The organism is uncultured Paracoccus sp. (assembly GCF_947496875.1).
Taxonomy (GTDB): Bacteria; Pseudomonadota; Alphaproteobacteria; order Rhodobacterales; family Rhodobacteraceae; genus Paracoccus.
The window spans coordinates 139,621-153,133 of sequence record NZ_CANMEH010000007.1; the positions used below are offsets into that span (position 1 = coordinate 139,621).

The 13,513-nt window shown below is 65.9% G+C and carries 15 protein-coding genes, 1 tRNA gene, 1 pseudogene and 1 riboswitch; of the genes and pseudogenes, 11 read left to right on the top strand and 6 right to left on the bottom strand.

Annotation, left to right across the window (positions count from 1 at the left end; translation table 11 throughout):
- Positions 1-94: 94 nt before the first annotated feature.
- Positions 95-171, top strand: a tRNA-Pro gene (locus tag Q0938_RS10745).
- Positions 172-520: 349 nt separating this feature from the next.
- On the opposite strand, the pseudogene Q0938_RS10750 reads toward Q0938_RS10745, so the two are convergent.
- The 5 genes and pseudogenes from Q0938_RS10750 to Q0938_RS10770 all read right to left on the bottom strand — a co-directional run bounded on the left by Q0938_RS10750 (position 521) and on the right by Q0938_RS10770 (position 2,735).
- A pseudogene (locus tag Q0938_RS10750) lies at positions 521-916 on the bottom strand (DUF2703 domain-containing protein).
- A gap of 94 nt (positions 917-1,010) precedes the next feature.
- Complete coding sequence (locus tag Q0938_RS10755; protein ID WP_299361974.1) at positions 1,011-1,238, bottom strand: thioredoxin family protein; 228 nt, start codon at positions 1,236-1,238, stop codon at positions 1,011-1,013.
- Between the two features lie 13 nt (positions 1,239-1,251).
- Positions 1,252-1,488, bottom strand: a complete 237-nt coding sequence (locus Q0938_RS10760; protein ID WP_299361977.1) for a permease — start codon at positions 1,486-1,488, stop codon at positions 1,252-1,254.
- Entirely contained in the window at positions 1,404-2,105 is a 702-nt protein-coding gene (locus Q0938_RS10765) for a permease (RefSeq protein WP_299361979.1), read from the bottom strand. The genes Q0938_RS10760 and Q0938_RS10765 overlap by 85 nt, the downstream gene beginning before the upstream one ends.
- A gap of 231 nt (positions 2,106-2,336) precedes the next feature.
- On the bottom strand, positions 2,337-2,735 hold the full coding sequence (locus Q0938_RS10770; protein WP_299361982.1) for an XRE family transcriptional regulator: 399 nt from the start codon (positions 2,733-2,735) through the stop codon (positions 2,337-2,339).
- Between the two features lie 206 nt (positions 2,736-2,941).
- Between Q0938_RS10770 and chrA the strand changes: the two genes are divergently transcribed.
- The gene (gene chrA, locus Q0938_RS10775; RefSeq protein WP_299361985.1) at positions 2,942-4,312 is read left to right on the top strand and encodes a chromate efflux transporter; all 1,371 of its coding nucleotides are present in this window, start codon (positions 2,942-2,944) and stop codon (positions 4,310-4,312) included.
- A gap of 236 nt (positions 4,313-4,548) precedes the next feature.
- Positions 4,549-5,868 carry an MFS transporter gene (locus Q0938_RS10780; RefSeq protein WP_299361988.1) on the top strand — a complete coding sequence of 440 codons (1,320 nt, stop codon included), beginning with the start codon at positions 4,549-4,551 and terminating at the stop codon, positions 5,866-5,868.
- A 12-nt stretch (positions 5,869-5,880) separates the two neighbouring features.
- On the opposite strand, the gene Q0938_RS10785 is transcribed toward Q0938_RS10780, so the two are convergent.
- A complete protein-coding gene (locus Q0938_RS10785) occupies positions 5,881-6,555 on the bottom strand; it encodes a DUF6064 family protein (protein ID WP_299361990.1) in 675 nt (224 codons plus the stop codon).
- Positions 6,556-6,877: 322 nt separating this feature from the next.
- Here Q0938_RS10785 and Q0938_RS10790 point away from each other — a divergent pair, with 322 nt between their 5' ends.
- The 8 genes from Q0938_RS10790 (at position 6,878) to Q0938_RS10825 (ending at position 13,509) form a co-directional block, all read left to right on the top strand.
- Positions 6,878-7,558, top strand: coding sequence for a DUF2270 domain-containing protein (locus tag Q0938_RS10790; protein ID WP_299361993.1), 681 nt, complete (start codon positions 6,878-6,880; stop codon positions 7,556-7,558).
- Between the two features lie 545 nt (positions 7,559-8,103).
- Positions 8,104-8,208: riboswitch (TPP riboswitch) on the top strand.
- A gap of 56 nt (positions 8,209-8,264) precedes the next feature.
- Positions 8,265-9,059, top strand: coding sequence for a bifunctional hydroxymethylpyrimidine kinase/phosphomethylpyrimidine kinase (gene thiD / locus Q0938_RS10795; RefSeq protein ID WP_299361995.1), 795 nt, complete (start codon positions 8,265-8,267; stop codon positions 9,057-9,059).
- Complete coding sequence (locus Q0938_RS10800; RefSeq protein ID WP_299361997.1) at positions 9,044-10,054, top strand: FAD-dependent oxidoreductase; 1,011 nt, start codon at positions 9,044-9,046, stop codon at positions 10,052-10,054. The genes thiD and Q0938_RS10800 overlap by 16 nt, the downstream gene beginning before the upstream one ends.
- Positions 10,038-10,235, top strand: coding sequence for a sulfur carrier protein ThiS (gene thiS, locus Q0938_RS10805; protein WP_299361999.1), 198 nt, complete (start codon positions 10,038-10,040; stop codon positions 10,233-10,235). Before Q0938_RS10800 ends, thiS begins: the two co-directional genes overlap by 17 nt.
- 1 nt (position 10,236) lies before the next feature.
- The gene (locus Q0938_RS10810) at positions 10,237-11,001 is read left to right on the top strand and encodes a thiazole synthase (protein ID WP_299362002.1); all 765 of its coding nucleotides are present in this window, start codon (positions 10,237-10,239) and stop codon (positions 10,999-11,001) included.
- Positions 10,998-11,612 carry a thiamine phosphate synthase gene (locus Q0938_RS10815; protein ID WP_299362005.1) on the top strand — a complete coding sequence of 205 codons (615 nt, stop codon included), beginning with the start codon at positions 10,998-11,000 and terminating at the stop codon, positions 11,610-11,612. The genes Q0938_RS10810 and Q0938_RS10815 overlap by 4 nt, the downstream gene beginning before the upstream one ends.
- Complete coding sequence (locus Q0938_RS10820; RefSeq protein WP_299362007.1) at positions 11,609-12,565, top strand: ThiF family adenylyltransferase; 957 nt, start codon at positions 11,609-11,611, stop codon at positions 12,563-12,565. The genes Q0938_RS10815 and Q0938_RS10820 overlap by 4 nt, the downstream gene beginning before the upstream one ends.
- The gene (locus Q0938_RS10825; protein ID WP_299362009.1) at positions 12,562-13,509 is read left to right on the top strand and encodes an ABC transporter substrate-binding protein; all 948 of its coding nucleotides are present in this window, start codon (positions 12,562-12,564) and stop codon (positions 13,507-13,509) included. The genes Q0938_RS10820 and Q0938_RS10825 overlap by 4 nt, the downstream gene beginning before the upstream one ends.
- The last annotated feature ends 4 nt before the right edge of the window (positions 13,510-13,513 follow it).

Here is a 13,513-nt window from a genome sequence, read left to right on the forward strand (position 1 = left end):
ACCGGGGGCGGCGGCCGGTTCCGGATATTGGGGCGACTGCACGGACCACGTCTTGCATTCCGCTGTGCCGCAGGCTACGTGCCCGCCCTAAGGTCGGAGCGTAGCGCAGCCTGGTAGCGCACCTGCTTCGGGAGCAGGGGGTCGGAGGTTCGAATCCTCTCGCTCCGACCAGTATGATTTATCCATAAATATCAAGTGGATAAGTCAGGCAGGCAATTTCGACCGGAACACCCCACCGCCTCTGATTTCCGGAACAGTTTGGCCAGCCGCTGCTGTCCGGATCATCCATCTGTTCCTTCCCGTTCGAATCTGCTTGTTGTCTGCCGGGGCGTGCGATTCGATCGCTTGTCCACATCGCGAACCACTGCATGAGCCTAGGGGCAAGGACGAGCTTGCGACGCCTCCTCGGGACACACCAACAGTCCGGTCGGCACGACAGGCGATGTCGCTGGTGAGAAGCGTTCCGGCCCGTTATGGGTGCTTGCTCAACGAGCGTCAGCCCGCCCTCGCCGCGGGGTGATCACGACGGTGCCGCCAAACGCGCCACGGCGGCAAGTCCGGCTCTGACCACAAGGGACTCTGGCACGATCTCGTAGCTCTGCCCCTCCACCTCGAGGGTGCGACAGTTCGCGTCGCCACATTCGTTGCAGCAGCGGCTGCTGCCAGTCTGGCCGCCGAGCCAGTAATCCAGAGGTTTGTCGGCGATCAGAACCTGGTTCGACTGCAGCGGCTCCTTGGTGAATGCCCCCCGATCGATTTCCCGCTCCTCAAGCAAGGGCAAGATCCCCAAGGGCTCGAGCGCCGCCCGCAGTTACGCGACGGCGCGTCGGACCTCCTCGCCCGTTCCAGGGCACCGTGGACAGGTAGTGCCTTGCGCGCTGACCAGCCGCTGCCAGACAATCGGAAGTGTTCGCATCTTTGCAACCCTTCAATTCGCGGTGGACCGGGAACGCCCCCTCGCGCTCAGTGTCGTGTGTGTGTGTTCAAGTCGGGCGCGGATGCTCCATCCATCAGATCAGCTTTCCAATCTCCTCGGCGCTCAGCACCTTGCCGGTGGACACGACCTTGTCGTCCAGCACCAGACCCGGTGTCGACATCACGCCATAGCGGGCAATCTCCGTCACATCCGTGACCTTGACGATCTCGGCCTGCTTGCCCGCCGCGGCGGCCGCTGCCTTGGCATTCTCGCCAAGTGCGAGACACTTCTTGCAGCCCGAACCCAGGATCTTGATGATCATTGTAAGCCTCCTGTCAGATGAACCAGTGGGTGACCTCGTTGGAGGTGAAGCCGATCGTCAGAATGCCCGCCGTGACGACGCCGACAAACGTCAGCAGCAGCGGCAGCTTCACCACTCGCTTCAGCATGATGATCGACGGCAGTGACAGCGCCGTCACCGCCATCATCAGCGCCAGCACCGTGCCGAGGCCCACGCCCCTGCCCACCAGCGCCTCGGCGATCGGAAGAGTGCCGAAGATGTCGGCATACATGGGAATGCCAATTGTAACCGCCACCGGCACCGCCCACCACTCCGGGTCATCGTCGCGACGTCGCCCGATACCGGAACCGTCCGCACGAATTCGGCCACCTGACCCTCCATCCCAAGTCGACCGATCACCGTCCCGCCGACCACCGCCACGACCAACCCGACCGCGACATAGGCCAGCGCGATCGGCCAGTTGAAGATTGAGGCCAGCAGGATCACCGAGGCAAGGTCCACGAGAGGTGACGAGATCAGGAAGGAGAAGGTGATCGCCAAAGGCAATCCCGCAGCCGTGAACCCGATGAACAGCGGGATCGACGAGCAAGAGCAGAATGGCGTCAGGGTGCCGAGAAGCGCCGCAAGAATGTTGGCGCCGAGACCGGAGCGTCCGCCCAGCATCGCGCGCGTCCGTTCGGGTGGGAAATGGCTTTGAACATAAGAGATGGCGAAGATCAGCACCGACAACAGGATGAAGATCTTGATCACGTCGTAGACGAAGAACTGCACCGACCCGCCGATACGCGACGCAGGATCAAGACCCGTTGCCCCAACGCTGGCCTCGACCAGGTCATCAAGCCAGACCATGCGCAGCAGGTCGTCGTTCATCCAGCTGAAAACGCTCATGCATCAACTTCCATGCGTGGCATCGGCTGTAGACAGTGCCTGCTTTCGTTGCGCCTGCTTGGCATTTCCAGGCGGGACGGTGACGATCATCAGAGCGCCCCTGATCCATGCGCAAGCTTGCATGTCATCTCGTCTGCCGCCTTGTCCTGAATCAAGCCGCTTCTCTGGCGAGTCGCTCTGCTCCAAGGGTAGCAGGTAATGGGACAAATCGGCGGTCGCGCAGGGCGTCTGCTACTTCCCGAAAATTCCCCGGATCGCTGCCCGCGACTTTGTCGTCAGCCGCGGGTCGGTGTGATCGGAGGCGTCCCTCAGTTCCTCCAACCAGCCGAGTTCGTTCGCGCTCACGGGCGTGCCGAAGGTCGCAAGCACGGCAGCGGCCGCCGCGGGACCAATCGACTGTTCGAGCGCCATCCGCATGAGGTAAGCCTGATCGACATCGAGCGCCCGCGCGAGATCGGGCACCCGGTCGAGCGGGATCTTGGAGCCGCCGGATTTCAGGATCGAAAGGAAGTTGGCGTTCCGGAACCCGGCCTGCTTCGCCACCTCGGCCTGGGTCTTGATGCCCCGGAGATCGCGGAGGCGCTCCCTGAGAAGCCGGGCCGCCGCGGTATCGCTGAAGGGTTTGTCCATCGGTGTTCTTTCTTGCTTGGTGATGACACCTCGGTTCTAGCAAGCACCGATGAGCCGGTCGGGTGGGACCTGATCGGGGAGGTCACAGATTTCCCGCCCCACCCGGTCGGGAATAGACGATCATGGGTCATGAGCATGTGTTCCGGTTCCCTGGGAATGCAGGCGACGAGACCGAGAACCGCTCAACGCCCCGAGCCGAAGGCAGCATGACTCAGGACCGACCATACCCCACGCTGGCTGAGGCCACCCGCATCTGGGCCCGTATCGGCCTGCTGAGCTTTGGCGGCCCGGCGGGTCAGATCGCCCTCATGCACCGCATCCTTGTGGAGGAGCAGAAATGGCTGGGGGAGAGGCGGTTTCTGCATGCGCTGAACTATTGCATGCTGCTGCCCGGCCCAGAGGCCATGCAGCTTGCGGTCTATATCGGCTGGCTGATGCACCGCACGCTGGGTGGCATCATCGCGGGGCTCCTGTTCGTGCTGCCGGGCGTCGTTGCGATCATGGCGCTCAGCTGGATCTACGCGCTCTATGGCAATGTCGGGCCGGTCGAGGCGCTGTTCTTCGGGCTCAAGGCCGCAGTGCTGGCGATCGTCGTGCAGGCGGTCATCCGCATCGGGTCGCGCGCCTTGAAGAACGGTGCGATGATCGCAATTGCCGCCGTGTCGTTCATTGCGATCTTCGGTTTCGCGGTGCCGTTTCCGCTCATCATCCTGGTGGCGGGGTTGATCGGGTTCTTCGGCGCCAGAGCGGGTCTCCCCGCGTTCCGGGGAGAGGCCGGGCATAGCAAAGTAGGGAAGCTGCAGATCGACGACGCGGACACGCTGCTGGGCGAGGAGTCGCCCGACCATACGCAGGTCAATCGTGCCTGGGCTTTTCGCATCTCGGCTGTGTTTCTGGCGCTCTGGCTTGCTCCCGTCGCTCTTCTCTTCGCCGTTCTGGGCCCGGCCAGTGCCTTTGCGCAGATCGCCGGGTTCTTCAGCGTCATGGCGGTGGTGACCTTCGGAGGCGCTTATGCGGTTCTGGCCTATGTTGCGCAGGAGGCGGTGCAGAACTTCGGCTGGCTGGGCCCCGGCGAGATGCTGGACGGGCTGGGCATGGCGGAAACCACGCCCGGGCCGCTGATCATGGTGACGCAATTCGTGGGCTTCATGGGTGCCTTCCGTCAGTCGGGTGCGCTATCGCCGCTGGCGGCGGGCACGCTGGGCGGGCTGCTGACCACATGGGTGACGTTCACCCCGTGCTTCCTTTGGATTTTCCTTGGTGCCCCGTTCATCGAACGGCTGCGCGACAATCAGGTGCTCACTGCTGCACTGACCGCGATCACGGCGGCAGTGGTGGGGGTGATCCTCAACCTCGCTGTCTGGTTCGGGCTGCATGTCGTCTTCGAGGAGGCGCGAACGGTCACCACGTTCGGTCTCGACCTCGACGTGCCCGTCGCGACCACGCTGAATATCGCGGCGGCCGGACTCGCTTTGGCAGCACTCGTGGCCGTGTTCCTCCTGAGGCTGGGTGCGGTCGCGGTGCTCAGCTGTTCCGCGCTGGCTGGAGTTGCCCTTGAGTTCGCGGGGCTCGCCTGAAGCAGTCATGCTTGCTGACAGATAATCCTCGCGTCTTGAGACGACATCGCCTTCCGACCCAGTGGATCCGCTCTTTTTCGTATTGACCACAGACTGGCTGCTACCCCTGGCTGTGCAGATCGACGTTGACCCGTCCGCCTTCGACCTACATCCGGTATTCAGTGGTCTGGCCCTCCTCGCTGAATCGCGGACCGCGAGGAGTTGAAGACCATCTGTCGTTATCTTTGAGGCTCCCCTTGCTCGAAATCCTCGCAGATCGAACGTATCGCCATCTCTTCCTCGCACAGGTCGTGGCACTTCTGGGCACGGGACTGGCAACGGTCGCGCTGGGGCTTCTGGCCTATGACCTTGCGGGCGACGGGGCCGCGATGGTGCTGGGCACGGTCTTCACCATCAAGATGGTGGCCTATGTCGGCATCGCGCCCATCGCAGGGGCCTTCGCGGACCGGGTGAACCGCCGCGCCCTGCTGGTCGGCCTCGACGTCGTGCGCGCGGGCGCGGCGCTCTGCCTGCCCTTCGTCACCGAGATCTGGCAGGTCTATGTCCTGATCTTCCTGCTGCAATCCGCCTCGGCCGCCTTTACACCGACGTTCCAGGCGACGATCCCCGACGTTCTGCCCGAGGAGGCGCGCTATACACGCGCGCTGTCGCTCTCGCGTCTGGCCTATGACCTGGAGAACATTGTCAGCCCGACGCTTGCCGCGCTGCTGCTCGCGGTCATGAGCTACAATTCCCTGTTCCTGGGCACCGTGGTGGGGTTCGTGGCCTCGGCGCTGCTCGTGGTTTCGGTGCTGCTGCCGAGCCCCAAGGCGTCGGAGCCGCGGGGCATCTACGATCGCACCACCCGCGGCATCCGCATCTATCTCGCGACACCGCGGCTGCGCGGGCTGCTGGCGCTGAACCTCGCCGCCGCGTCGGCCGGGGCCATGGTGCTGGTCAACTCCGTCGTGCTGGTGCGCAGCACGCTGGGTCTGGACGAGGCCGCGCTGGCCTGGACCCTGTTCGCGTTCGGCGCCGGATCGATGATGGCGGCGCTGGTGCTGCCGCGACTTCTCGACCGCATGCCGGACCGGCCGGTGATGGTCGCCGGCGCCGCGCTCATGGTGCTGACGCTCCTCGTCCTGGCCGGAGAGGTCGCCGCCCTTGGGCTCAACTGGCCCGTCCTCCTCGGCGCGTGGCTGCTGGTGGGGTTGGGCTACTCGGCGGTGCTCACGCCCTCCGGCCGCCTCCTGCGCCGATCTGCGCATGCGGAAGACCGCCCTGCGCTTTTCGCCGCCCAGTTTGCGCTCAGCCATGCCTGCTGGCTCGTCACCTATCCGCTCTCCGGCTGGCTGATGACGCAGTTCGGGCCGGTGGTGGCCCTCGGGACGCTGGCGGCACTGGCGGGCGTCGGCGCCTTGTCAGCACTTTGCCTCTGGCCAAGGAAGGATCCCGAGATCCTCGAGCATACGCATGACAACCTGCCGCTGGACCACCCCCATCTCAAAGGTGAACGGCGTCACGCGCATCCGTTCGTCGTTGACGACCAGCACCCCCGCTGGGCGCGGCAGCTCTGAATCGCTCGTGGATCAGGACACGGGTTCAGTGTCGCCATGACGAGCCAGGCCGACGCCGGCAAGCCGTGCAACCGCAAACAGGATCAAGAGCACCAGCGCGGCCAGCAAGGCGAAATCCTGCGGGACACCCAGGAGGATTGCCGCGCTGCCCCCGACCGCAGCCCAGATACCGGGAAGGATCAGCAGCCATCGCACCACGTGCCAGGAGCCCATCAGCAGGATACCGATCGTGAAGATGGTGGTCGGACAAGGGGCGACACCGAACGCCGGCATCTTCGGCCAGAGATGGCCGGCGAACCAACCCCAAAGGGGATAGAGCACGGCGGCGAAGAGAATCAGGAACAGTCCCACGGCCGTGCGCGCATCTCGTCGCGTCGTGAAGCGCAGATCAGTTTTGCGCAGCGAAACGAAGACGAGCAGAGCGGCCTGCAGCACGAAGATCGCCCCGAATAGGACGGCAGCTGGGTTGATCGCGCGAAAGAAGGTCCAGTGGTAGCCCACGCCGTTGACGAGCCACATGCAGGCAAGTGTGAGCGTGACGAAAGTGGACGCAGCCCTGCTGGGGCGGAACAGCAACCCTACGGAAGCGCCGCCCAGCAAGTAGAAAAGAGCGATCAAGGGCCAGATTGTGGTGTTATACCGACCGAACACCGCAAAGAAGGCGTCCTGCGTGAAGGGCAGTTCCATATGCACCACTTGGCACGGCACGGGGGAGCGCTGCATTGATTTCGATCATCGGGACAGACCTTCGGACATCGTATCTTCGTCATCACGAGCTCTGCGGTCTGGACTAGCCGTTCGGCGCCGCTGCCCTCTCCTTGGGCCGGTCTCTAATCGCAGGTGCAGGAAAAATCCCGTGACAGGTTAGTTGTGACCTGTCTGAAACCTCGTGGGTCCCGTCAGATATCCAGGATCTCATGGAGTCCCTGTTCAAAGCGAGCCTTCTCGACTTGACCTGAGGGCATGCAGGCGCGTCCTTCGACGCAGCACCGAAACGGAGGACCGACCGATGGCCACCAAGCGTCAGTCAACGGATTTGCAAGAGTTCAGCGCGGCGGAGATCGGCGCGCTGGCCCACCTCTACCGGGGCGAGGTCTACCGCTCCACCATCTGGCGCACCCGCCTCGACACCACGACCAACTGGTCGGTGGTCACCCTCGGTGTGGCACTGTCCATCACCTTCTCCACACCTGAGGCCTCGCCCCTGCCTTTGATGCTGGTAGGCATTCTGATCATGCTGTTTCTCACGCTTGAGGCGCGGCGATATCGCTATTTCAACGTCTGGCGAGGACGGGCACGCTGGATCGAAAGACACCTCTTTGTGCCTATACTGCGAGACGGCGACCTGCGCACCGAGGAGGGCTGGCAGGAGATTCTGGCGACGGACTACGACAGGCCCGAATATCACGTGAGTTATCTCACGGCGGTCGCGCGGCGCGTGCGCAACAACTATCTGTGGATCCTGCTCATTCAGACGATCGCCTTTGCCGGAAAGCTGATCGTGCATCCGACCCCAGTGGCGTCGGTCGAGGACTTCGTGGACCGAGCCGACGTTGGACCAATCCCCGGCTTGGTCATCCTGTCCCTGGGAGCGCTCTATCTGCTCTCGTGGGTGGCGCTCGCGCTATGGATCACGCGCGCAGACCGGAAGCGGGCGCAGCGGAGGGGAGTTGCGGCAGCGATGGGATGAGTTCCCTTTATCCTGGGAGGACATCCGGCACAGAGACCAGAACCAATGCTAGAGCGCAGTCTGCGCCAGCGAATCGCTATGCTGGCGATGGCGTGCGACACCGTCGACCAAGCTCAAATTCGAATGTGCCGGCGCCATCAGATGGCCGCGGAAGCTGGTGACCCCGACGATGATCCGAACACAACGACGAGGACCTGCCCATCCAGAGCTACATCGACGCGGCCGCCGCCTGGCCGGGCCGGCATCCTTTGCCGATGCCTCGTCACCCAGAACTGAAGCGCGGAGTTAGCGGCCGCCACCGTGTCGACCGGGCTGCTGTTCCGAAGTGTCACCGGCGGTGCAGCGACGCCTCTTGAGATGCTGGTCGAAGGGTTGGGGACCTCAGCAGCTAGGCCGCTGACGGTCCGCCCTTTCTATTAGAATCCGCACACAACCAAGCCGTCGGTGGCGGCAGGCGCTCGAAACACAGGGGCCGTGCAGCATTCGACATCGCCATCCAGGTCATGACGGCTTGTTTCGCGGGCCAGAACCTCTATCCTCTCGAGGAATGCTCGTTGGGGCGCCCCGTTCGGGGCTGAGATGTGCCAGGCACAGCACCCATCGAACCTGATCCGGGTCATGCCGGCGAAGGGAACGGGCCATGCCGCGACTTGATGCGGCCCCCCTTTTCCTCATGCGTGCATGACCTCCGTCTGGAGGGAGTGAAATGGCGATCGCGCTATCCATCGCGGGGTCCGACAGCGGCGGCGGTGCCGGCGTGCAGGCCGATCTCAAGACGTTCTCGGCGCTCGGCGTCTATGGAGCGAGCGTTCTGACCGCGATCACCGCGCAGAACACCCGCGTCGTCGCGCGTGTTGAAGGCGTCTCGGCCGACATGATCCGCGCCCAGATCGACGCGGTTATGGATGATCTCGACATCGGTGCGGTCAAGATCGGGATGCTCGGGTCGGTCAGCGCGATGCTCGCGGTCGCCAAGGCGCTGGCGGGCTGCGCGGTGCCGATCGTGCTCGATCCGGTGATGGTTGCCAAATCCGGCGACCGGCTGATCGAGGACGAGGCGGTCGCCGCCCTGAAGGAGCGGCTGCTGCCGCTCGCCACCGTGCTGACACCCAACCTGCCCGAGGCGGCCCGGCTTCTTGCCGGCGCGGTCGTAACCGACGCGGCCGGAACCCTCGCGCAAGCGGAGGCGCTGCGGGCGCTGGGTCCGCAGTGGGTGCTGATGAAGGGCGGACATGCCGGCGGGGAGGAATGCATCGACCGGCTGATCGGGCCGGAATACCGCGACTTTGCCGCCCGGCGGATCGCGACTTGCAACACGCATGGCACTGGCTGCTCGTTGTCCTCGGCCATCGCCGCGGGGCTCGCGCAGGGCATGAGCGTTCCCGAGGCCACCGCCCGCGCCCACGGGTGGCTACATGGCGCAATCCTCGCGGCCGACGGGCTTCGTGTCGGTTCCGGCCATGGCCCGGTGCATCATTTTTACCAATGGTGGACGGCGTGACGGTAGGCGCGAAGGGGCAAGCCATTACGGTGCTCGGCGCCGGGGTCATGGGCCTCGCCAGTGCGACCGAGCTGGCGAGCCGCGGCCATGCCGTGGCGCTCGTGGACCCGGCGCTCGGCCCGGGCGAGCAGGGCTGCTCCTGGTGGGCGGGCGGCATGCTCGCGCCCTGGTGCGAGTTCGAGAACGCCGAGGAGCCGGTGCTGCGGCACGGCCGGACCGCCATCGACTGGTGGGAACGCCATGCCGGCGGCGTCACTCGCGCGGGGACACTGGTCCTGACCCTCGGCCGCGATCGGCGCGAACTCCACCGTTTTGCCCGCCGCACCAAGGGCTACGAGGAGATTGGGGGCAACCGCCTCGCCGAGATGGAGGGCGACCTGGCCGGGCGGTTCGACCGGGCGCTGTTTTTTCCGAGCGAAGCGCACCTCGACCCGCGGGCGGTCATGGCCCGGCTGCTTGCACGCCTCGCCGAGCGAGGAGTGTCGCTGACCGCCGAACTGCCCGACGACCCCGGCAGGATCATCGACTGCCGCGGGCTTTCCGCGCGCGACATCCTGCCGGAGCTGCGTGGAGTCCGTGGCGAGATGCTGGTGCTGCGTTGTCCCGAAGTGAAGCTGGCGCGGCCGGTGCGACTGCTGCATCCGCGGGTGCCGATCTATCTCGTTCCTCGTGGCGACGGGGTCTACATGCTGGGCGCCACGATGATCGAGAGCGACCGGATTGGGGCGGTGACTGCGCGTTCGGTGCTGGAGCTGCTCAGCGCAGCCTACGCACTGCACCCGGCTTTCGGCGAGGCGGAGATCCTCGAACTGGGCGCGGACGCGCGGCCGGCATTCCCGGACAACCTGCCTCGGATCGGGCGGATTGGCGACCGCCTCTATGCGAACGGCCTTTACCGGCACGGCTATCTGCTCGCCCCCGCGGTCGCACTGCAGATTGCCGATCACATCGACACTGGGGAAAAACCGGAGTTCTGGCATGAAACTGAAAATTAATGGGCAGCCGCGCGACATCGATGCCGAGAGCGTCGCCGATGCGCTGGCGGTCGAGGGACTTGCCGAAGCGCGGGTGGCAACGGCGCTGAACGGCAACTTCGTGCCGGCGTCAATGCGCACGACGACGCTCCTGTCCCCGGGTGACGCGCTGGAAGTCGTCGCGCCGATGCAGGGGGGCTGAGATGCCGGTCTTCTACGGCACCGAGATTGCCTCGCCCCTCATGCTGGGCACCGCGCAGTATCGCAGCCCGACGATCCTCGCCGAGGCATTCCGGGCCTCGGCGGCTGGTATCGCTACGGTGTCGCTCCGGCGTGAGGCGGGGGGCGGGCAGGCCTTCCTGCGGCTGATCGAAGCATTGGGCGTGCGGCTGCTGCCCAACACTGCCGGCTGTCATTCGGTGAAGGAGGCGGTGACGACGGCGCAGATGGCACGTGAGTTGCTCGGCACCGATTGGATCAAGCTCGAGGTGATCGGCCATGCCGATCTGCTCTCGCCCGACGTCTTCGCGCTGGTCGAGGCCGCCCGGGAACTGACCGGCCAAGGCTTCAAGGTCTTTCCCTATTGCACGGAGGATCTGTCCGTCTGCGAGCGGCTGCTTGCAGCAGGCTGCCAGGTTCTGATGCCTTGGGGGGCGCCGATCGGCTCGGGCCTCGGGCTGAACAACCCGCACGGTCTGAAAGCCCTGCGCGCGACCTTTCCCGATGTGCCGCTGGTGATCGATGCGGGGATCGGCCTGCCCAGCCACGCGGCGGCGGCGATGGAGTTGGGCTTCGACGCGATCCTGCTGAACACCGCGGTCGCGAAGGCGGGCGACCCGGTGATGATGGCCTGCGCCATGGCGCAGGCCGCCGAGGCGGGAAAGGCTGCACACCGCGCCGACCCGATGGAGCCCCGGGAAATGGCCACGCCTTCGACTCCCGTGATCGGCAAGGCGTTTCTGTCGTGACCCTGCCGCGCTTTTATCCCGTCTTTGACAGCGCTGACTGGGTGGCCCGCAGCCTTGTCGCCGGTGCGCGGTTGATCCAGCTCAGGATCAAGGACCACCCGGAGGATCTCACCCGCACCGAGATCGCGCGCGCCCGGGACATGGCGCGCCGTGCCGGCGCGCTGCTGGTCATCAACGACCACTGGCGGATTGCCATCGACCTCGGCTGCGACTGGCTGCACCTGGGGCAGGAGGACCTGGACGGCGCCGATCTTGCCGCCATACGGCGCGCGGGGCTGAAGCTCGGCGTCTCGACCCATGACGAGGCCGAACGGGACCGTGCCCTGTCGGTCGCGCCCGACTATGTCGCGTTGGGCCCGGTCTGGCCGACCATCCTGAAGAAGATGCCCTGGGCGCCGCAGGGGCTGGGCCGCGTCACGGAGTGGAAGCGCCGGACGGGCAATGTGCCGCTGGTCGCCATCGGCGGCCTGAGCCCGGAACGCGGCCGCGCAGCGCTGGCCGCCGGCGCAGACGTGGTCTCAGCCGTGACCGACATCACGCTGAACGCCGACCCGGATGCGCGGATGCGGGAATGGATTGTCGCGACGGCAGCAAACGGAGGTGCCCCGTGACACGCCATGCACGCCAGATTGCGCTGCCGGAGATCGGGGTGCGGGGCCAGGTTCGACTCTCGCAGGCGCATGTGCTGGTCGTCGGCGCGGGAGGGCTGGGGTCGCCCGCGATCATGTATCTGGCGGGTGCCGGAGTCGGTGCGATGACCATCCTAGATCCGGACGGGGTCGAGACCTTGAACCTGCACCGCCAGCCGATCCATGCGGGCCGGGTAGGCCGGGGCAAGGCTGCATCGGCCGCGGCCTTCGTCGCCGCCCTCGACGGCGACATCAGCGTCACCGTGCGGCCTGAGGCGTTGACCCCGGCGAATGCCCGCGCCCTGATCGCCGAGGCGTCGATCGTGCTCGACTGCGCGGACAGCTTCGCAGTCAGCTACATTCTTTCGGATGCCTGCCTCGCGGCAGGCGTGGCGTTGATCTCGGCGTCGGCACTGGGCACGGGGGGCTATGCCGGGGGCTTCTGCGGCGGCGCCCCGAGCCTGCGCGCGATCTTCCCCGACCTGCCGGACCGCGCCGCCACCTGCGCCACCGCCGGGATCATGGGGCCGATCGTCGGCATGCTCGGCGCCATGCAGGCGCAGATGGCACTATCGGTATTGCTGGGGCTTTCGCCCTCACCGCTGGGCCAGCTTGTGACGCTCGCGCCGGGGCTGCGCTGGGGCGGGTTTCGCTTCGACGGCGCCCTCGAGCCGGAGGGCGGGTTCCGCTTCATCGACCCGGACTGGATCGGCCCGGGCGACTGGGTGGTGGATCTGCGCGGGATGGACGAGGCCCCCGTTCCGGTCACGACCGATGCGCTGCGGGGCGACGCGGACGCGCCCCCCGCCCCACCCGTCGGCGCACGCGCGGTCTTCGCCTGCCGCAGCGGACTGCGGGCCTGGCGCGCTGCCCGTGCGACCGCCGCGCATTACCCCAACGAGATCGCCCTGATCGCCACCGGAGACACGACATGACCCCACTGTTCCGCAGCGCCTGCGCCGCCGCGCTGCTGCTGACCGCCAGCCCGGCGCTGGCCGCCGACAAGCTGACGCTGATGCTGGACTGGTTCGTGAACCCCGACCATGCGCCCATCATTCTGGCCGAGGAAAAGGGCTTCTTCGCCGACGCGGGCCTGGAGGTCGAGATCGTGTCCCCCGCCGATCCCGCCGACCCGCCGAAGCTGGTCGCGGCAGGCAAGGCTGACTTGGCCGTCGGCTATCAGCCGCAACTGCATCTGCAGGTCCATGAGGGGCTGCCGCTGGTTCGCGTGGGCACGCTGATCGGAACGCCGCTCAGCTGCCTCATGGTAAGGGAGGACGGACCGGTCAGGACCATGGCAGACCTTCAGGGCAAGAAGATCGGTTTCTCCGTCGGCGGAATCGAGCAGGCCGTCGTCGCCGGGCTGCTGAAGCACGCCGGGCTGACGCCCGGTGATGTCGAGATGGTCAATGTCAACTGGTCGCTGACGCCCGCGCTGATGTCGGGCCAGGTCGATGCGACCATCGGCGGCTTTCGCAACTTCGAACTGACGCAAATGAAGATCGCCGGCGGCGAGGGCAAGTGCTTTTTCGTGGAGGAGGAGGGCCTGCCCGCCTATGACGAGCTGATATTCGTGGCCCATCGCGACAACCTCTACCGTGACCGTATCAACCGCTTCCTCGGGGCGCTGGAACAGGCCACGCAATACATGCTGAACCATCCGGCAGACGCGAAGCGGCTGTTCGCGGGTCACGCTCCTGATCTCGGCGACGCGCTGAACACCGCCGCCTGGGACGACACCTTCGGCCGTTTCGCCACCTCGCCGGCGGCGCTCGATCATGGCCGCTATGCGCGCTTCGAGGCTTTCCTGCAGGAAGCCGGAATGGTCCCCGAGATTCTCCCGGTGGACGAGTTGGCGATCGATCCGGGGGCGGAATGAGCGC

Excerpts from the sequence above, each read along its gene's own strand:
- Q0938_RS10765 (WP_299361979.1), bottom strand. The coding sequence starts at position 2,105 with ATGAGCGTTTTCAGCTGGATGAACGACGACCTGCTGCGCATGGTCTGG.
- thiS (WP_299361999.1), top strand. The coding sequence starts at position 10,038 with ATGAAACTGAAAATTAATGGGCAGCCGCGCGACATCGATGCCGAGAGC.
- Q0938_RS10760 (WP_299361977.1), bottom strand. The coding sequence starts at position 1,488 with ATGTATGCCGACATCTTCGGCACTCTTCCGATCGCCGAGGCGCTGGTG.
- Q0938_RS10790 (WP_299361993.1), top strand. The coding sequence starts at position 6,878 with ATGGCCACCAAGCGTCAGTCAACGGATTTGCAAGAGTTCAGCGCGGCG.
- Q0938_RS10825 (WP_299362009.1), top strand. The coding sequence starts at position 12,562 with ATGACCCCACTGTTCCGCAGCGCCTGCGCCGCCGCGCTGCTGCTGACC.
- Q0938_RS10755 (WP_299361974.1), bottom strand. The coding sequence starts at position 1,238 with ATGATCATCAAGATCCTGGGTTCGGGCTGCAAGAAGTGTCTCGCACTT.
- Q0938_RS10800 (WP_299361997.1), top strand. The coding sequence starts at position 9,044 with ATGGTGGACGGCGTGACGGTAGGCGCGAAGGGGCAAGCCATTACGGTG.
- thiD (WP_299361995.1), top strand. The coding sequence starts at position 8,265 with ATGGCGATCGCGCTATCCATCGCGGGGTCCGACAGCGGCGGCGGTGCC.
- Q0938_RS10770 (WP_299361982.1), bottom strand. The coding sequence starts at position 2,735 with ATGGACAAACCCTTCAGCGATACCGCGGCGGCCCGGCTTCTCAGGGAG.
- chrA (WP_299361985.1), top strand. The coding sequence starts at position 2,942 with ATGACTCAGGACCGACCATACCCCACGCTGGCTGAGGCCACCCGCATC.
- Q0938_RS10810 (WP_299362002.1), top strand. The coding sequence starts at position 10,237 with ATGCCGGTCTTCTACGGCACCGAGATTGCCTCGCCCCTCATGCTGGGC.
- Q0938_RS10785 (WP_299361990.1), bottom strand. The coding sequence starts at position 6,555 with ATGGAACTGCCCTTCACGCAGGACGCCTTCTTTGCGGTGTTCGGTCGG.